Below are 17,100 nucleotides of genomic sequence, written 5' to 3'. Positions count from 1 at the left end.
GAGCCTGTCAACCCACGCGGCAAACCTAGCCGATACGGGTGTTGCGGGTGTGTACTGATCAGATGAGGTCCATCTGGAAGGGCGCGCTCTCGTTCGGGCTCGTCAACGTGCCGGTGAAGCTGTACAGCGCCACGGAGGATCACGACGTCGGACTGCATCAGGTGCACGACGCCGACGGAGGTCGAATCCACTACGAACGGCGCTGCGACGTCTGCGGCAAGATCGTGCCGTACGCCCACATCGACAAGGCCTACGACGACGGAGAGCGCACGGTGGTGCTCACGGCCGACGACCTGGCCGCGATGCCTGCTGAGCGATCGCGAGAGATCGAGGTGGTCGAGTTCGTTCCGAACGAGCAGATCGACCCGATCATGTTCGACAAGAGCTATTTCCTCGAGCCGGATGGCGCCTCTCCCAAGGCCTACGTGCTGCTGCGCCGCACCCTGGAGTCGACGGACCGCACGGCCATCGTGCGCTTCGCTCTGCGCCAGAAGACGCGACTCGCCGCTCTGCGCGTTCGCGGCGACGTGCTCGTCCTCCAGACGCTGTTGTGGAGCGACGAGGTGCGCGAGGCGGTATTCCCCGCACTCGACGAGACCGTGCGCATCTCGAGCAAGGAGCTGGAGCTCTCGTCGAGCCTCGTCGATTCCTACGCCAGCGACTTCACGCCCGACGAATTCGTCGACGAGTACCAGAAGGAGCTCCGTCTGCTCATCGAGCGCAAGCTCGAGCAGGGAGATGCGATCGACACGGAGGCGACGTTCGGCGAGGTGGCCGAGAAGGAGGAGGGCGGCGAGGTCATCGACCTGATGGATGCCCTGCGCCGCAGCGTCGAGAGCGCGCGCGGGTCGAAGTCGGCTGACGGTGCGAAGTCGACGGGGACGGCGAAGAAGAAGAGCGCGAGCTCGGGAGCGAAGTCGCCGGCCAAGAAGACGGCGACGAAGAGCGCTTCAGGTTCGGCGAAGTCGTCGACGAAGGCATCCGCCAAGTCATCCTCGAAGTCGGAAGCCGACACCGATGCTGACGACGCCCCGAAGCGGAAGGCGCAGTGAAGCCCGGCGTCTCGATCGGTGTGGAGTACACCGGCACATCGCTGACCCCTGACGGCGAGGTGACACGATGGCGCGCCTGAAGCGCGTCGAGCCCTACACCAGTACCGGCTACACCCGCCGGCGATCCGGCAAGGGCTACAGGTACCTGGATGCGGCCGGCAATCCCCTCGAGTCCGAGGAGCGCGCACGCGCCGAGGCTCTCGTCATCCCGCCCGCGTGGACCAACGTGTGGATCGCCGACAGCCCGAACGCGCACATCCTCGCCGTCGGCGTCGACGGCGCCGGACGCAGGCAGTACATCTACCACCCCGACTGGACGGCCGCGCGCGACGCGGTCAAGTTCGATCGCATGCGGGAACTGGCGGCCTCCCTCCCCGTGGCGCGCCGCCGGGTGACCAGGGATCTCGCCGTCGAGGGGCTGTCACGCGAGCGGGTTCTCGCGACATCGTTCCGGCTGCTCGACCTCGTTGCCGTGAGGGTGGGGGCGGAGGCGTACTTCGAGGCGAACGGGAGTTTCGGCCTGTCGACCTTGCTCGTGCGCCACGTGAAGCTCGACGGGGAGATCATGCGTCTGGCGTTCCCCGCGAAGAGCGGGCAGAAGATGCAGGCCGAGGTGACGGATGCCGCCCTCGCCGCCGTCTCCGCGGAGCTGCTGGAACGCACGCCTCGTTCCCGCTACCTGGCGTGGCGTGACGATGACCGCTTCCGGGCTCTCGGTGGTGCGCAGATCAACGACTACGTGCGTACGGCCACAGGAGGGGACTTCACGGCCAAGGACTTCCGCACCCTGCGCGGCACCATCGCGGCGGCGACAGCGCTCGCCGAAGCCGGCCCCGCCGCCACCGAGAGGCAGGCGAAGCAGGCCGTGCGCGCCGCGGTGGTGGCGGCATCCGAAGTGCTCGGAAACACGCCGACCGTCGCAAAGGGCAGCTACATCGACCCGACTGTCATCGACCGATACCTCGCGGGCGAGACGATCTCCCTCACGGGTTCACCGGAGAACGCGCTGCTCGCACTGTACGAGCGGACCGAGCCCGGTACGACTCGGCGCACGGAGCCGCTGGTCAGTGACGAGTGAGCGCCGAGTGAGCGTCGGACAGCGAGGCGCTCTGCAGCTCAGGCGCTCAGCGAATGCCGGACGTTCGCGTCCTCGTAGCCACCGAGGCTGCCGATGAAGGCGGCCTGTCCGGGGTTGTAGGGCAGTCCGGGGAAAGCGGGAGCGCCGGGATACGCGGGGTAGCCCCGTGAGGCGTGCCCGTATGCACGCACGAGGCGGTCATCGATCACAGTGCCCAGGTAGTCGCCGTCGGGCGTGACGGCCTCGGCATCGCCCCAGGGGAACCAGCCGATCCACTCGCCTGTCGGATCGAAGAGATACATGCTCTCGGTGGTCGCCCGGAAGGCGATCCATTCACCGGAGAGGTCGTACAGGTACTCGGTCATTCGGTTCGCCTTCGTTACGCGTTCGGGTCGCAGAAGTGAATGAAGTAGGGGGTTCAATCAGGAGAATCATGCCGCCCGAACGGGGGCAGCGCAAGCATTTCCGTCGTTTTGCTCGTCATGAGAGCGCGAATCCATCAATTCCCACGTCCGAGGGGCACGAACTCGTCGTCTCGGAGTCCTGGGTGCACCGCCCGCCAATCGTTGGTCGAGTGCAGCGAGAATGCGTATCGAGACCGACCGTCACTACCCCAAACGCTACCGCTCTTCAGCCGATCGTCAGCGGTGTTCTCTCGGCTTCGGAATCGCCACCTGACCGGGACTCCTCCCCAGTCACCAATCTCAGAATGTTGTTCGAGATCGACCCGAGCGGCCCTCATCTTTGGGAGAATGGAGGCATGCCAGCGCCGGTTGATCTGCTCACCGGGGTTGCGGCTGCATTTGGCCTTGTCGGGCACCGGTGCGGCGGCGTTCGCCGGGTTGGCTGATGCGGATCTGCTGGCCACTCAGACGGCGGCGGCTGCTGCTCGGCGTGAGGTGGATCGGTTCGCGGCGTTGGCGGCTGCGGAGATCGCCCGCCGCTCCACGCCCGAGCATGGTCTGGGGTCGTTGGCTCGCCGGTCAGGGTTCGCCGACGCCGACACGTTATTGGTGTCGTTGACCGGGGCATCGAAGGGGGAAGCCCGCTCGTTGGCGCGGGTGGGCGAGATGATCGCGGTCACCGATGCCGCCACCGACCTGTCCGTCGCCCGGGACTCTGACCCGGATCTTGCCGAGATGGTGCCTCCGGTCGAAGCGCCCTGGTACGCGGGATTGGCGGATGCCGTCACCACCGGCCGGATCTCGGTGCCGGTGGCCGACGTGATCCAGGCCGGCGTCGGCGACACCACCGATACTGTCACCGCCGACCTGCTCCAGGGAGCACTGGTGGATCTGCTCACCGACCTCCTCGGCCCCGACGGCACTCACCGGGTGCATGTTGCCGAAGCCCGGCTTGCGGCCCGGGCGGCGCGGGACCGCATCGACACCTCAGGGGTCGCGGTGCGTGAGGCGGTGTTGCGGGAGAAGCAGTACTGGCGGCAGTGGATCGCCCCCGACGGCATGTACCGCGGCGAGTACGCCCTCGACCCCGAGAACGGTGCCCTCCTCCAAACCGTCCACGATCAACTCACCCACCCCCGACGGCACCCTGACCCGAAGAAACGTCCCTTCGGTGCCGCACCCGCCCGGACTCCGTTCCTCGACAGGGCTGCCCGGGAACGTCACGCCGCCGAAGGACTCATCCAGGTGGTGAAAGCCGGTGCATCAGTGAACCCGATGCGCCTGCTCGACACCGAGGCCCCGTCGGTGCGGATCGTCGTCAACGAACAGGCACTGTCCACCGGCACCGGGTTCGGAGCCCTCGAAGGGCACCCGGGCGCTGTCTCGCTGGGCACCGTCGAACGCGGGTTGTGCGCCGGGTATCTGCCCGTGCAGTTCTCCTCGACCGGGCAACCGTTGAACCTCGGCCGCGACGAACGCCTCTTCACCCGAGCACAACGCACCGCGATCACCATCCGCGACGGCGGCTGCCGAGAACCCGACTGCGACCGGCCACCCTCCTGGACCGAGATCCACCACATCAACCACTGGAAACGCGACCACGGCAACACCGACGTCGCCGACGGGATCCTCCTCTGCCGCCGAGGCCACCTCCGCGTCCACAACGAAGGCTGGGACATCACCCGCGATCACGACGACCAGTACTGGCTGATCCCGCCACCCCACATCGACCCCACCCGAACACCCCGCCTGATGAAGCCGAAGACCAGAGCCGAGATCACCCACCCCATCACCCTCCCCACCAAGCTCGAACCGGCTGCCACCGGCACGGGGTAGAGCTCTGCTCACGCTTCGACCGCGGACTGCGTCCGGGCCTCAGCGACCGGAATACGGAAGCACTTCGGCCACGGACTGCGTCCGGGCCTCAGCGAGCGGGCGAGCAGCGTCAGGGCAGGGGGGACCAGCTCAGAGGTCCAGGGACTCTCCCGGCTCCAGGGCGTGGAACTCTCCACCACCCTGCTCGACAGCCCAGGTCAGTCGGGCGTTCGACATGTCCTTGCCTGCTCGTGAGAGCACCATCTCGTGCGTGGGGAAGGCGTGCCGTGGCGCCAGAGCAATGACGTAGTCCATGACCTCGCTCACCTTCATCCACGGCGCCCCTGCCGGAGCGGCCAGGGTGTCGACGGTGACCCCCTCCGGAATGGTGAACGAGTCGCCCGCGTAGTACAGCGCGTCGTTCACGAGCACCCCGACATTGTCGATCACGGGAATCGACGGGTGGATCACCGCGTGCTTCGCTCCGAAGAACCGCAGCGTGAACGCACCGACCTCCACGGTGTCGCCCGCGGCCACCGGCTCGACCGTGAAGTCGGTCGCCGCAGCGACGACGCCGGCCGGGCCGAAGATCCGTACAGCCGGATTCGCATCGACGATGCGCTTCAGCTGCTCGGGGGTCCAGTGGTCGGGGTGCTCGTGCGTGATGACGATCGCCACGGTTCCTGACGACTCGGTGATGGCGGTGGTGAAGGAACCAGGGTCGATGAAGAGCCTGTCGCCGTTCTGATCGAGGACGAGCGCGGCGTGTTCCAACTTGGTCAGTCTCATGCTCCGAGCCAACACCCCGGATGGCGTCAGTGCAACACGCACCACCGGTGTTTCGGCACCAAGGCCCCGACGCCCCCATAATCGCGGTATGAGTGCTGCCTCGGCGTTGCGGATCACCGTGGCCATCAACCCCAACGCGTCGTTCGGCCGCAACCGCGAGATCGGGCCCAGGGTCGTCGAGGCGCTGCTCCGAGCCGGCCACGACGTGGCGATGCTGCGGGAACCGAACTTCGAGCTCCTGCGCCGTGAAGCCACCCATGCCGTCGAGGCCGGAACGGATGCTCTCGTCGTCGTCGGCGGAGACGGAATGGTCTCGCTCGGCGCCAACCTGGCCGCCGGTACCGGCCTTCCGCTCGGCATCGTGGCGGCGGGCACGGGCAACGACATGGCGCGCGGCCTCGGCCTTCCGGTCGGTGACACCGACGCCGCCATCCGCACGCTCCTCGACTCGCTCGACCGCGAGCCCAGACTCATCGACGCCGCCAGCGTGCGGCACGGCGACCTCACCACCTGGTACGCCGGAGTGCTCTCGGCCGGGTTCGACGCGGTCGTCAACGAACGTGCGAACACCATGACCCGTCCTCGCGGATCGAGCAGGTACATCCTGGCGCTGCTGCGCGAGCTCATCACCCTGAAGCCGGTGCGCTACACGCTCACCATCGATGGCACCGTTCGGGAGGTCGAGGGAATGCTCGTGTCCGTCGCCAACAACGTCTCCCTGGGCGGCGGCATGAAAGTCGCCCCCGACGCGCTCCTCGACGACGGCCTGCTCGACGTCTTCATCGTCAAGAGGCTGTCGCGCCTGGAGTTCATCCGCGTGTTCCCGAAGGTGTTCTCCGGTACGCACAACACCCACCCCGCTGTGGAGATCGTGCGGGCGAGCGCCATCCGCATCGAGACGGATGCCTCCATCGTCGCCTACGCCGATGGAGAACGAGTCGGCCCCCTTCCGATCGACATCACCGTCGTGCCGGGAGCACTGCGCATCCTGGTCTGAGGGTCTCGGCCTCGATTTGGAATGGCGCAGACCGTGTGGCATACTTTTCAAGTTGCAAAAACGGCCCCATCGTTTAGCGGCCTAGGACACCGCCCTCTCACGGCGGCAGCACCGGTTCAAATCCGGTTGGGGTCACCATCACGAAAGAACCCCCGGCTCAGCCGGGGGTTCTCGTGTTTAATGCGTGATTTCAGCGCCCATATGCTGAATCGGTGATGGGCCAGCACGCCCGCCGCCGTCGTATTCGAATCGACACATATGGGCGCCGCGGTGACTCACCGCGACGCCCGCTTGTGGAACGTCAGTTGCGAGAGCTCAACAGAGCGTCGTAGCGATCATCCGATTCGCGGATGCCGGGGGCCGAATCGCTCGCGCGCGCCGGAAGCATCGGCGGAACCGGCACAACGACACCGTCGTGGATCTCTCCCGGGACGACGTGGTGGTACGACATGCGGTCGATCCAGGCCAGGGCGAGCGCCGAGAAGATGAAGACGACGTGGATGATGACCTGCCACATGACGCCCGTCGGCGTGTAGTTGTCGCCCTCACCGAGGTCGTTGCCGGAACCGGAATCCGTCATGTCCCCGACCTCGATGAAGGTCTTGAGCAGGTGGATCGACGAGATGCCGATGATCGCCATCGCCAACTTCACCTTGAGCACGTTGGCGTTGACGTGGGAGAGCCACTCGGGCTGGTCTGGGTGATCGTCGACCTTGATCTTGGAGACGAAGGTCTCGTAGCCGCCGATGATCACCATGATGAGCAGGTTCGCGATCATGACGACGTCGATGAGGCCGAGAACGGCCAGCATGATCTTCGCCTCGCTGATGGCGGCGGTGTGGAACAGGACCTCCTCGGCGAGGTGCCAGAGCTCGATCATGAACACGACGACGTAGATGGCCTGGGCCACGATGAGGCCGAGATAGAGCGGGGCCTGCAGCCAGCGGCTGAAGAAGATGAGATAGCCGATGCCGTTCGTCCAGGTGGACGTCGGGTACGGGCGGGTGGTGCGGGGCTGCGGGGGCATGGCGGTCACGTCTTGTCTCCTGAAAAGTCCTCGGGTCGCCATGCTATCGAGGCTGTTCCTGCGCGTCAGCCGTGAACCGGGAGGGACCGGCGGTCGGTTAGGCTGAACGTGCGAAGGGGAGTATCCCACCTCGTCGGGTCCGTCATCACGGGCGGCACTGAAGCCGCCCCGGATCCGATGGCATCGAATACGATGCGGGAGAGACTTTCAGCGGTTCGTCCTCCCCTCTTCCTGCGAAAGGCCCCACATGGAGTCCGCCCTTCCCGTCTGGTTCGAGATCACGTCGCTCGTCGTCATCACGGTCATCCTCGTCGCCGACCTGCTGCTCGTCATCAAGCGCCCCCACGTGCCGTCGTTCAAGGAGGCGACGCTGTGGGTCGTGTTCTACGTGGCGCTCGCACTGATCTTCGCCGGACTGATGTTCGTGATCGGCGACGCCCAGCACGGCAGCGAGTTCCTTGCCGGCTGGCTCACCGAGTACAGCCTGTCGATCGACAACCTGTTCGTCTTCGTCGTGATCATGGCCCGATTCGCCGTTCCGAGGAAGATCCAGCAGGAAGTGCTGATGGTGGGCATCATCATCGCCCTGGTCCTGCGCCTCATCTTCATCCTGCTGGGCGCCGCCCTCATCGAGAACTTCAGCTGGATCTTCTACATCTTCGGCGCCTTCCTTCTCTACACGGCCTTCAACCAGGCGTTCGGCAACCACGAGGACGACGGCGAGGAGAGCGGCCTCATCAAGATGATGCGGAAGCGCGTCGACATCGCGCCGGACTTCGACGGGATCAAGCTGCGCACGCTCGTGAACGGCCGGAAGATGTTCACCCCCGTGCTCATCGTGTTCATTGCGATCGGCACGACCGACCTCATCTTCGCCCTCGACTCCATTCCGGCGATCTTCGGAATCACGCAATCGCCGTTCATCGTGTTCACCGCGAACGTGTTCGCGCTCATGGGTCTCCGCCAGCTGTACTTCCTGCTGGGAGGCCTGCTCGAGCGCCTCGAGTACCTCAAGTACGGCATCGCCTTCATCCTCTTCTTCATCGGCGTCAAGCTCGTCTTCCACGCCCTGCACACGAATGAGCTCCCGTTCATCAACGGCGGCGAGCACATCGACTGGGTTCCCGAGATCGACACCTGGACATCGCTGATCGTGATCATCGCCTCGATGGCCGTTGCGACCATCGCGAGCCTGGTGAAGGCGCGGATCGATGCGAAGAAGCGCGGACACAAGCTGATGGACGAGGTGCCGCACTTCACCGAGGAGTAACGCTCGGTTCGCTCGGTGTACTCTGAGGGGGTGCAGTGCCCTCAGCTTCTTCTCGGGTGCCGCGACGAGACCTCGTTCTGACAGGCCTTCCTCGTCGCGGCGTTTCCCGTTGGCTGAATACCGATCATGGAAAGTGCATCAGCAATGAACGCGAACACCTCTGACACCCTGCCGCCGCGCACCCTCGCCGAGAAGGTCTGGGACGCCCACCTCGTCTCGAAGGGCGAGAACGGCGAGCCCGATCTCATCTACATCGACCTGCACCTCGTGCACGAGGTCACCAGCCCGCAGGCCTTCGACGGACTGCGGATGGCCGGGCGGCCGGTGCGTCGCCCCGACCTGACCATCGCCACCGAAGACCACAACACCCCGACCATCGGCATCGACAAGCCCATCGCCGATCTCACCAGTCGCACGCAGATCGAGACGCTCCGGCGCAACTGCGCCGAGTTCGGCGTTCGGCTGCACTCGCTGGGCGACATCGAGCAGGGCATCGTGCACGTCGTCGGTCCGCAGCTCGGCCTGACCCAGCCCGGGATCACCGTCGTCTGCGGCGACTCGCACACCTCGACCCACGGTGCATTCGGCGCCATGGCCTTCGGCATCGGCACCAGCGAGGTCGAGCACGTGCTCGCCACCCAGACGCTGCCGCTGAAGCCGTTCAAGACCATGGCGATCACCGTCGAGGGCACCCTCCGCCCCGGCGTGACGGCGAAGGACATCATCCTGGCGGTCATCGCCAAGATCGGCACCGGCGGCGGTCAGGGCTACGTGCTCGAGTACCGCGGCAGCGCCATCCGGGCCCTGTCGATGGACGGCCGGATGACGATCTGCAACATGTCGATCGAGGCCGGGGCCCGTGCGGGCATGGTGGCGCCCGACGACACCACCTTCGACTACGTCAAGGGCCGTGCGCACGCGCCGGAGGGCCAGGACTGGGACGACGCCGTCGCCTACTGGCGCACCCTCGCCACGGACGACGGAGCGGTCTTCGACGCCGAGGTCTTCATCGACGCCGACACCCTCGAGCCCTTCGTCACCTGGGGCACGAACCCCGGACAGGGCGTCTCGCTGAGCGACACCGTTCCGAATCCCGTCGAGATCGATGATCCGCACGAGCGCGCGGCGGCAGAGCGCGCCCTGGAGTACATGGACCTCGCCGCCGGCACGCCGCTCAAGGACATCGCGGTCGACGCGGTCTTCATGGGCTCGTGCACGAACAGCCGCATCGAGGACCTGCGAGCGTTCGCATCCGTCATCCAGGGCAAGAAGAAGGCCGATGGCGTGCGCGTCATGGTGGTTCCGGGCTCAGCGCGTGTGCGCATCGAGGCCGAAGCCGAGGGGCTCGACAAGATCATCACCGACTTCGGCGCCGAGTGGCGCTTCGCCGGCTGTTCGATGTGCCTCGGCATGAATCCCGACCAGTTGGCACCGGGTGAGCGCTGTGCTTCGACGTCCAACCGCAACTTCGAAGGGCGTCAGGGCAAGGGCGGCCGCACCCATCTGGTCTCACCGCTGGTAGCCGCAGCGACCGCCATCCGAGGCACGCTGTCGAGTCCGTGGGATCTGCAGACCGATGGAGAGGCACGCTGATGCAGAAGTTCGAGAAGGTCACCGGCATCGCCGTTCCGTTCCGGCGCTCCAACGTCGACACCGACCAGATCATCCCCGCCGTCTACCTGAAGCGGGTCACGAAGACCGGCTTCGAGGACGCTCTGTTCGCCGGATGGCGCCAGGACCCCGATTTCGTGCTGAATCGCCCGGAGTACCAAGGCGCTCGCATCCTGATCACCGGTCCGGATTTCGGCACGGGCTCGTCCCGTGAGCACGCTGTCTGGGCACTGCGCGACTTCGGTTTCGACGTCGTGCTCAGCCCGCGTTTCGGCGACATCTTCCGCGGCAACTCCGGCAAGCAGGGCCTGCTCGCCGGTGAGGTGGCCGAGCCGGACATCGAGGCGCTGTGGGCGATCATCGAGGCGCAGCCGGGAATAGAGCTGACCGTGGATCTGGTTGAGCGAAAGGTCACGGCCGGGTCGTTCAGCGTCCCGTTCGAGATTGACGATTACACTAGGTGGCGGCTCATTGAGGGTCTGGATGACATCGGACTGACCCTGCGAGATGCGGATCGGATCGATCGATTCGAACAGACCCGCGAGAGCTGGCGACCGCGAACACTGCCGGTCAAGCAGTCATAGAGCTGGAGAAGCATTACTTGAACACACTCGGCGAAGATGCACGCAACCACGGCACTGCCGTTGGGCTCAGCGTCGACCAGATCACGATCAATGGCGGAAAGCCGCTTCGTGGTCGGATCGAGCTGAAGGGGGCGAAGAACCTCGTCACCAAGGCGATGGTCGCTGCTGTCCTCGGAGAGACGCCCAGCGTCCTGAAGGACGTCCCGAACATCAGCGACGTGCGCATCGTGCGCGGCCTGCTCGAGGTGCACGGCGTGCGCGTCGTCGAGGGCCTCGAAGAGGGCGAGCTGATCTTCGACCCCTCCAACGTCGAGAGCGCGCACTTCGCCGACATCGACGCCCACGCGGGTTCCAGCCGGATCCCGATCCTGTTCTGCGGTCCCCTCCTGCACCGCCTCGGCGAGGCCTTCATCCCCGACCTCGGCGGTTGCCGCATCGGCGACCGCCCCATCGACTTCCACCTCGAGGTGCTCCGCAAGTTCGGCGCCATCGTGGAGAAGCTTCCGAGCGGCATCCGGATGTCGGCTCCGAACGGCCTCAAGGGGGCCAAGGTCGAGCTGCCGTACCCGAGCGTCGGAGCCACGGAGCAGGTCCTGCTGACGGCCGTCCGTGCCGAGGGCATCACCGAACTCAAGGGCGCTGCGATTGAGCCCGAGATCATGGATCTCATCAACATCCTGCAGAAGATGGGTGCGATCATCACGGTCGACACCGACCGGGTCATCCGCATCGAGGGTGTCGAGCGCCTCGACGGCTACACCCACCGCGCGCTGTTCGACCGCAACGAGGCCGCCAGCTGGGCGTCCGCCGCCCTGGCCACCGACGGCGACATCTTCGTCGGCGGCGCCCGCCAGTCCGAGATGCTCACCTTCCTCAACGTCTTCCGCAAGGTCGGCGGGCAGTTCGAGATCCACGACGACGGCATCCGTTTCTGGCACCCCGGAACGCCGCTGAACCCCGTGTTCATCGAGACCGACGTGCACCCCGGATTCATGACGGACTGGCAGCAACCCCTCGTCGTCGCCCTCACGCAGGCTCACGGCGTGTCGATCGTGCACGAGACCGTGTACGAGCAGCGTTTCGGCTTCGTGGACGCCCTCGTGGAGATGGGCGCCGAGATCCAGGTGCACAAGGACTGCCTCGGCGGGCAGGCCTGCCGCTTCGGTCAGCGAAACTTCCAGCACTCGGCGATCATCTCGGGCCCGCGCAAGCTGCACGGCGCCGACATCGAGGTTCCCGACCTGCGCGGCGGCTTCAGCCACCTCATCGCGGCTCTCTCGGCAGAGGGACCGTCGACGGTCTCCAACGTGGGCATCATCGCCCGCGGCTACGAGAACTTCATCGGAAAGCTGCAGCAGCTCGGAGCCGACTTCGTTCTCGAAGGATAATAGGGGGATGCCCAGCACCACCTCGCCGACGAGACGCGCGCCCCGGGAGTCCCGGAAGCCCGGGATCTTCTGGCTGCTGGCAGCCATCGCGCTGCCGCCCATGAACCTCTCGGTCAAGTTCACCTTCCACAATGCCGAGAAGCTCCCCTCCGAGGGCGCGCTGGTGCTCTCGCCGAACCACTACAGCGAGATCGACCCTCTGGTCATCGGCGTGGCCGTGTTCAAGCAGGGTCGCCTTCCGAGGTTCCTGGCCAAGGCGTCGCTGTTCTCGGTTCCCGGAATCGGCGCGCTACTGCGCTGGTCGGGCCAGATCCCGGTGGAGCGTGCGGGTGGCAATGGCCACCAGGCGCTGCGGTCAGCCGAGGAACTCGTGGAGAAGGGCCGCCTCGTGGTCGTCTACCCCGAGGGCTCGTTGACGCGAGATCCCGACCTGTGGCCCATGCGCGGGAAGACCGGCGCCGTGCGCATCGCCCTGGAGCAGGACATTCCCGTCATCCCCGTGGCGCACTGGGGCACCCAGGCTCTCATGCCCCGCTACGGCAAGAAGCTCGTTCTCTTCCGCCGCAAGCCCATCCACGTGTCCTTCGGCGATCCGGTCGACCTCGACGACTTCCGCGGTCGTCCGCTCGAGCCCGCCGTTCTCGCCGAGGCGACGAACCGGGTCATGGATGCTGTCACGGCCCTGCTCGCGGACCTCCGCGGCGAGCCGGTACCGGCAGAACGCTGGGATCCGGCGACGCACAAGCAGACCGAGACCGGCCGCTTCGATGGCTAAGCCCCCGAAGGCCGCCGCCGTCCTGCGCGGCACCCGGGTCGCAGTGCTCGGCGCCGGCAGCTGGGGCACCACCTTCGCGAAGATCCTCGCCGACGGCGGAGCCGACGTCATGATCTGGGCGCGGCGGCCGGAGCTGGCCCGCGAGATCCAGGAGGCGAAGCGCAACAGCGACTACCTCCCCGGCATCAACCTCCCCGTCTCGTTGCGTGCGACCTCGCGCCTCGACCTCGCCCTGGCAGGCGCCGAGCAGGTCTTCCTCGCGGTGCCCAGCCAGTCGCTGCGGGAGACCCTCGCCGCGGCCCGGCCCCATCTCGGTGCCAACGCCATCGTGGTGTCGCTCATGAAGGGTGTCGAGAAGGGCACCGACCTGCGCATGAGCGAGGTCATCGGCCAGGCACTGCCGATCCCGCCGGAGCAGGTCGCCGTGGTCTCCGGCCCCAACCTCGCTCTCGAGATCGCCAAGGAGCAGCCGACGGCCGCCGTCGTCTCCTCGACCAGCCTCGAGACGGCCCAGGCTGTCGCCAAGCTGGCCAGCACCGCGTACTTCCGCACCTTCGTCAACACCGACGTGATCGGCACGGAGTTCGGCGGAGTGCTCAAGAACCTCATCGCCGTCGCGATCGGCATCGTCGACGGAGTCGGCTACGGGGAGAACACCAAGGCGTCGATCATCACCCGCGGCCTCGTCGAGATGACGGACTTCGCCGTCGCCCACGGCGCCCACGTCGAGACGCTGTCCGGCCTCGCCGGACTCGGCGACCTCATCGCGACATGCCAGTCCCCGCTGTCACGCAACAACACGGCCGGGCGCCTCCTCGGACAGGGGCTCTCCATGGCCGACGTTACGAAGCAGATGAAGCAGACCACCGAGGGATTCGCATCCGTCGGCCCGGTTCTGGAACTGGCCAAGGCGAAGGGCGTCGACATGCCCATCGTCGAACAGGTGCGGCAGGTGCTGGCGGGAACCCTCAAGCCCGCCGACATCGCACCACACCTCACCACAGACTCGGACGAGCCGCAGGGCGAAAGGAATCTCGATGACGCACAAGCTCAGGGTGGTGCTGCTGTTTGGCGGTCGGTCAAGCGAGCATTCCATCAGCTGCGCAACGGCGGGGGGAGTTCTCTCGGCGATCGACCGTGAGAAGTACGACGTCATCCCCGTCGGCATCACCCGTGATGGAGCCTTCGTCCTCGAGTCCGATGACGCCCACCGCTTCGCCCTCGATCCCCAGGCCCTGCCGGAGGTCGTCGACAACGGCAGCCGCATCACGTGGCCCGAGAGCGCTGCCACCCGTGAACTGAGGGTGACGGATGCCGAGGGCATGCGCTCCCTCGGCGACATCGACCTGGTCTTCCCCATCCTCCACGGGCCGTTCGGTGAGGATGGCACTCTGCAGGGGATGCTCGAACTCGTCGGGCTGCCCTACGTGGGTTCCGGCGTGCTCGCGAGCGCGCTCGGAATGGACAAGCACTTCACCAAGCTCGTCCTGCAGCACGCCGGTATCGCCGTCGCGCCGTGGCGCACCATCACGGCCCAGGAGTGGGAGCGCGACCCCGCCACCGTCCGGTCGTCGGTCGCCGCCCTCGGCCTGCCGGTCTTCGTCAAGCCGGCGCGAGCCGGGTCCAGCGTCGGCGTGAGCAAGGTGACTGCCGACGACGAATTCGATGCCGCCTTCGCGACGGCGTTCGCCGAAGACGACAAGGTGCTCGTGGAGACCGGTGTCGTCGGCCGTGAGCTCGAGATCGCCATCCTCGGAGGCGCGCACGGCGAGAGCCCGCGCTCCTCCGTCGCCGGCGAGGTCATCATGTCGGGCCGCGAGTTCTACGACTTCGAGGCGAAGTACCTCGATGCGCCCGGTGTCCAGCTCACCTGCCCGGCCGACCTGCGCGACGAGCAGCTCGCCGAGATGAGCGACATCGCCATCGCGGCGTTCGAGGCGATCGGCGCCGAGGGACTGTCGCGGGTGGACTTCTTCCTCACGGACACGGGCTTCGTCATCAACGAGATCAACACGATGCCGGGCTTCACGCCCATCTCGATGTTCCCGACGTGCTGGCTGAACTCCGGCCTCAGTTATCCCGAGCTGATCGACGAGCTCATCAGGGTCGCTGTCGCCCGCGGCGTCCGCGTCGGCTGAGGTCCGACGCGGTTCCACCTCGCCGACGGATGCCGGTGCGTACCGCTCAGGAGATCATCCGGCGGAACTCGGCGTGCTCGTCGGTTCCGGCACATCGGTCACGTCGGTGCATTGCGCCGTCGGCTCGATGACGGAGACGGCGGATGCCAGGTCGGCCAGCGTCGTCGCTCCGCTCACGGTGTCGTAGTCGAGAATGACCTCGACGGCCGGGCTGCGTCCGAAGGTCGTGAAGCGATAGGTCGGCGCATCGGAGTCGTCCTGGATCCAGTCCACGCCGTTCACGCTCACGCACTCGTCGGTGGTCGGGCCCGGCGATGGAACACCGCAGCGCAGCAGGACCGATGCCGGATCCCCCCACGCGCCGGTGCCCTGGGCGCCCGTCTCCCGTGCGGCCTGGTCAGCCACGGTGGTCGGCAGACGCACGACGACGTCGGCGCAGGCCGTGTCCTTCGCGTCGGCCGCCGGCTCGAGCGAGACGGCGGATGCGCATCCGGTGAGGGCGACGGCCGCGAGGACGAGAGTGCAGGGGATCGCGGCGGAACGCAGCGCGGAACGGAGTGACATCGCTTTCAGGCTACCGTGTGAGGAATGGATGAAGCTTCGAGCCCGACCGTCGGCGAGCTGAGCGAGCTGGCCGTGCTCGCCCGGATCTTCCCTCGCCTTCCCGGCGCGGATGCCGCTCTCGTGGGTCCTGGCGACGACGCTGCCGTCATCTCGGCTCCGGATGCGCGATTCGTGGTCACGACCGACATGATGGTGCACGGTCCCGACTTCAGGTTGGCCTGGTCGACGCCGTTCGATCTCGGCTGGAAGGCCGCAGCCACCAATCTCTCCGATGTCGCAGCAATGGGGGCGGCGCCGACAGCCCTGGTCGTCGCCCTTGCGGTACCGCCGACGCTGTCCGTCTCCGCGGTCGAGGGCTTCGCCGACGGACTGCGTGCGGCGTGCGCAGCCCTTGCTCCCGGATGCGGCGTGGTCGGAGGGGACCTCTCGGTCTCCGACACCTTCACGATCGCGGTCACGGCGTTCGGCGACCTGCAGGGCCGGTCGCCCGTGCTGCGCTCCGGAGCCCGCCCCGGCGATGTCGTCGCCCTGGCTGGGGAGCTCGGACTCGCCGCCGAGGGACTCGGCCTGCTGTTCCGCGGTGGCGTCGACGACCAGGGCCGACCCGACGCCGGGCGAGCAACGGCGCTCCGCCTGCGGCATCCGGAGGCTGTGGATGCCCAGCTCGCCCCGAGCCCTCCCATCGGGGCCGGCACCATCGCCGCGATCGGAGGAGCGACCGCCATGCTCGACGTCTCGGACGGACTGGCGCTCGACGCGGCGCGGATCGCCCGGGCGAGCGGAGTCGGCATCGACTTCGACTCGTCGGCGCTGGGCGGCGATGTCGAGCGCGCGCTCGGCGGAGGAGAGGACCACGGACTGCTCGCGACCTTCCCGAAAGGTGCGGTCGTGCCGCCACCGTTCCGCATCATCGGCCAGGTCACAGAGGATGCGGGCGTCGTGAGCGTCGACGGCAGCCAGCACCTGGCCACCGGGTGGGACCCCTATCGCGGCTGGGACGGCGCCGCCGGCTGAGTCAGTCCGCGGCGCGATGGGTGGCCGCGACGGCAGTCGCCCACCACAACGTCGTCTCGCCGTACTTCTTCTCGCGATCGAGCTCCAGCCCGCTCGGAAGCGTCGGCGGGCCCGACCGGGTGCTGCGCTCGATCATGACCGTCGCTCCGGGGGACAGGTGATGAGCGAGCGCGGCCACGGCGCGGTCCAGCTCATCGCCCGGGAGGTCGTACGGCGGATCGAGGAACACGAGGTCGAAATCGCCCACCACGCTTTCGAGGTAGTGCTGCACCGACTGTGCAGCGACGCTGATGCGTGGCCGTCCGCTCGTCGGGGCCGTGCGCAGCAGCGACTCGGTGTTCTTGCGGCAGACGGCCGCGGCCGCGGCATTCCGTTCGACCAGGACGACGGATGCAGCACCCCTGCTGGCGGCTTCGAGGCCGAGCGATCCCGAGCCCGCGTACAGGTCGAGAACGTGGGCGCCACGGATCTCGTCGCGCGCGTCGAGTGCCGAGAAGATCGCCTCCCGGACCCTGTCGCTCGTGGGGCGGGTTCCGCTCCTGGGCACGGCGAGGGTGAGTGAGCCGGCGAAGCCGGAGACGATGCGCGTCATAA

At 67.1% G+C, this 17,100-nt stretch carries 17 protein-coding genes and 1 tRNA gene; 13 read left to right on the top strand and 5 right to left on the bottom strand.

Annotation, left to right across the window (positions count from 1 at the left end; genetic code table 11):
• Positions 1-62 precede the first annotated feature (62 nt).
• Both ku and ASC59_RS05610 read left to right on the top strand, forming a co-directional pair.
• A complete protein-coding gene (ku, locus tag ASC59_RS05615) occupies positions 63-1,052 on the top strand; it encodes a non-homologous end joining protein Ku (protein WP_055819349.1) in 990 nt (329 codons plus the stop codon).
• 67 nt (positions 1,053-1,119) lie between these two features.
• Positions 1,120-2,130 (top strand): DNA topoisomerase IB, encoded by a 1,011-nt coding sequence (locus ASC59_RS05610; protein ID WP_055819346.1) that lies wholly within the window; start codon positions 1,120-1,122, stop codon positions 2,128-2,130.
• A 38-nt stretch (positions 2,131-2,168) separates the two neighbouring features.
• Here the strand turns inward: ASC59_RS05610 and ASC59_RS05605 are convergent, their stop codons facing one another.
• The gene (locus ASC59_RS05605; protein ID WP_055819344.1) at positions 2,169-2,495 is read right to left on the bottom strand and encodes a hypothetical protein; all 327 of its coding nucleotides are present in this window, start codon (positions 2,493-2,495) and stop codon (positions 2,169-2,171) included.
• A gap of 444 nt (positions 2,496-2,939) precedes the next feature.
• On the opposite strand from ASC59_RS05605, the gene ASC59_RS05600 reads away from it, so the two are divergent.
• Positions 2,940-4,370 (top strand): HNH endonuclease signature motif containing protein, encoded by a 1,431-nt coding sequence (locus tag ASC59_RS05600; protein ID WP_162243175.1) that lies wholly within the window; start codon positions 2,940-2,942, stop codon positions 4,368-4,370.
• A gap of 129 nt (positions 4,371-4,499) precedes the next feature.
• On the opposite strand, the gene ASC59_RS05595 is transcribed toward ASC59_RS05600, so the two are convergent.
• Entirely contained in the window at positions 4,500-5,138 is a 639-nt protein-coding gene (locus tag ASC59_RS05595; protein WP_055819336.1) for an MBL fold metallo-hydrolase, read from the bottom strand.
• Between the two features lie 88 nt (positions 5,139-5,226).
• On the opposite strand from ASC59_RS05595, the gene ASC59_RS05590 reads away from it, so the two are divergent.
• Together ASC59_RS05590 and ASC59_RS05585 are read left to right on the top strand one after the other, a co-directional pair.
• Positions 5,227-6,135: a diacylglycerol/lipid kinase family protein gene (locus ASC59_RS05590; protein ID WP_055819334.1), complete on the top strand. Its 909-nt coding sequence runs from the start codon at positions 5,227-5,229 to the stop codon at positions 6,133-6,135.
• Between the two features lie 62 nt (positions 6,136-6,197).
• Positions 6,198-6,273, top strand: a tRNA-Glu gene (locus ASC59_RS05585).
• Positions 6,274-6,436: 163 nt separating this feature from the next.
• On the opposite strand, the gene ASC59_RS05580 is transcribed toward ASC59_RS05585, so the two are convergent.
• The gene (locus ASC59_RS05580) at positions 6,437-7,162 is read right to left on the bottom strand and encodes a TIGR00645 family protein (RefSeq protein ID WP_082513602.1); all 726 of its coding nucleotides are present in this window, start codon (positions 7,160-7,162) and stop codon (positions 6,437-6,439) included.
• Positions 7,163-7,409: 247 nt separating this feature from the next.
• Between ASC59_RS05580 and ASC59_RS05575 the strand changes: the two genes are divergently transcribed.
• The 7 genes from ASC59_RS05575 (at position 7,410) to ASC59_RS05545 (ending at position 14,928) form a co-directional block, all read left to right on the top strand.
• Positions 7,410-8,432: a TerC family protein gene (locus ASC59_RS05575; protein WP_055819331.1), complete on the top strand. Its 1,023-nt coding sequence runs from the start codon at positions 7,410-7,412 to the stop codon at positions 8,430-8,432.
• A gap of 144 nt (positions 8,433-8,576) precedes the next feature.
• On the top strand, positions 8,577-10,025 hold the full coding sequence (leuC, locus tag ASC59_RS05570) for a 3-isopropylmalate dehydratase large subunit (protein ID WP_055819328.1): 1,449 nt from the start codon (positions 8,577-8,579) through the stop codon (positions 10,023-10,025).
• Positions 10,025-10,627: a 3-isopropylmalate dehydratase small subunit gene (gene leuD / locus ASC59_RS05565; RefSeq protein ID WP_055819325.1), complete on the top strand. Its 603-nt coding sequence runs from the start codon at positions 10,025-10,027 to the stop codon at positions 10,625-10,627. Before leuC ends, leuD begins: the two co-directional genes overlap by 1 nt.
• Positions 10,628-10,644: 17 nt before the next feature.
• Positions 10,645-12,015, top strand: a complete 1,371-nt coding sequence (gene murA, locus ASC59_RS05560) for a UDP-N-acetylglucosamine 1-carboxyvinyltransferase (protein ID WP_055819322.1) — start codon at positions 10,645-10,647, stop codon at positions 12,013-12,015.
• A gap of 7 nt (positions 12,016-12,022) precedes the next feature.
• Positions 12,023-12,790 (top strand): lysophospholipid acyltransferase family protein, encoded by a 768-nt coding sequence (locus tag ASC59_RS05555; protein WP_055819319.1) that lies wholly within the window; start codon positions 12,023-12,025, stop codon positions 12,788-12,790.
• On the top strand, positions 12,783-13,931 hold the full coding sequence (locus tag ASC59_RS05550) for an NAD(P)H-dependent glycerol-3-phosphate dehydrogenase (RefSeq protein ID WP_055819316.1): 1,149 nt from the start codon (positions 12,783-12,785) through the stop codon (positions 13,929-13,931). Before ASC59_RS05555 ends, ASC59_RS05550 begins: the two co-directional genes overlap by 8 nt.
• On the top strand, positions 13,828-14,928 hold the full coding sequence (locus ASC59_RS05545; protein ID WP_055819313.1) for a D-alanine--D-alanine ligase family protein: 1,101 nt from the start codon (positions 13,828-13,830) through the stop codon (positions 14,926-14,928). Before ASC59_RS05550 ends, ASC59_RS05545 begins: the two co-directional genes overlap by 104 nt.
• Before the next feature lie 54 nt (positions 14,929-14,982).
• Here the strand turns inward: ASC59_RS05545 and ASC59_RS05540 are convergent, their stop codons facing one another.
• Entirely contained in the window at positions 14,983-15,492 is a 510-nt protein-coding gene (locus ASC59_RS05540; RefSeq protein WP_055819310.1) for a DUF3515 family protein, read from the bottom strand.
• Positions 15,493-15,516: 24 nt separating this feature from the next.
• Here ASC59_RS05540 and thiL point away from each other — a divergent pair, with 24 nt between their 5' ends.
• Positions 15,517-16,506 carry a thiamine-phosphate kinase gene (thiL, locus tag ASC59_RS05535; protein WP_055819307.1) on the top strand — a complete coding sequence of 330 codons (990 nt, stop codon included), beginning with the start codon at positions 15,517-15,519 and terminating at the stop codon, positions 16,504-16,506.
• A gap of 1 nt (position 16,507) precedes the next feature.
• On the opposite strand, the gene rsmD is transcribed toward thiL, so the two are convergent.
• The gene (gene rsmD, locus ASC59_RS05530; protein WP_055819304.1) at positions 16,508-17,098 is read right to left on the bottom strand and encodes a 16S rRNA (guanine(966)-N(2))-methyltransferase RsmD; all 591 of its coding nucleotides are present in this window, start codon (positions 17,096-17,098) and stop codon (positions 16,508-16,510) included.
• Positions 17,099-17,100: the final 2 nt, after the last annotated feature.

This window comes from Leifsonia sp. Root1293 (assembly GCF_001425325.1).
Lineage (GTDB): Bacteria > Actinomycetota > Actinomycetes > Actinomycetales > Microbacteriaceae > Orlajensenia.
Note: the sequence above shows the minus strand (reverse complement) of the source record. Positions and strands in the feature narration are given on the sequence as shown.

Coding starts and splice junctions, on each gene's coding strand:
- ku (WP_055819349.1), top strand. CDS start 63: ATGAGGTCCATCTGGAAGGGCGCGCTCTCGTTCGGGCTCGTCAACGTG.
- ASC59_RS05610 (WP_055819346.1), top strand. CDS start 1,120: ATGGCGCGCCTGAAGCGCGTCGAGCCCTACACCAGTACCGGCTACACC.
- ASC59_RS05605 (WP_055819344.1), bottom strand. CDS start 2,495: ATGACCGAGTACCTGTACGACCTCTCCGGTGAATGGATCGCCTTCCGG.
- ASC59_RS05595 (WP_055819336.1), bottom strand. CDS start 5,138: ATGAGACTGACCAAGTTGGAACACGCCGCGCTCGTCCTCGATCAGAAC.
- ASC59_RS05590 (WP_055819334.1), top strand. CDS start 5,227: ATGAGTGCTGCCTCGGCGTTGCGGATCACCGTGGCCATCAACCCCAAC.
- ASC59_RS05580 (WP_082513602.1), bottom strand. CDS start 7,162: ATGCCCCCGCAGCCCCGCACCACCCGCCCGTACCCGACGTCCACCTGG.
- ASC59_RS05575 (WP_055819331.1), top strand. CDS start 7,410: ATGGAGTCCGCCCTTCCCGTCTGGTTCGAGATCACGTCGCTCGTCGTC.
- leuC (WP_055819328.1), top strand. CDS start 8,577: ATGAACGCGAACACCTCTGACACCCTGCCGCCGCGCACCCTCGCCGAG.
- leuD (WP_055819325.1), top strand. CDS start 10,025: ATGCAGAAGTTCGAGAAGGTCACCGGCATCGCCGTTCCGTTCCGGCGC.
- ASC59_RS05555 (WP_055819319.1), top strand. CDS start 12,023: ATGCCCAGCACCACCTCGCCGACGAGACGCGCGCCCCGGGAGTCCCGG.
- ASC59_RS05550 (WP_055819316.1), top strand. CDS start 12,783: ATGGCTAAGCCCCCGAAGGCCGCCGCCGTCCTGCGCGGCACCCGGGTC.
- ASC59_RS05545 (WP_055819313.1), top strand. CDS start 13,828: ATGACGCACAAGCTCAGGGTGGTGCTGCTGTTTGGCGGTCGGTCAAGC.
- ASC59_RS05540 (WP_055819310.1), bottom strand. CDS start 15,492: ATGTCACTCCGTTCCGCGCTGCGTTCCGCCGCGATCCCCTGCACTCTC.
- thiL (WP_055819307.1), top strand. CDS start 15,517: ATGGATGAAGCTTCGAGCCCGACCGTCGGCGAGCTGAGCGAGCTGGCC.
- rsmD (WP_055819304.1), bottom strand. CDS start 17,098: ATGACGCGCATCGTCTCCGGCTTCGCCGGCTCACTCACCCTCGCCGTG.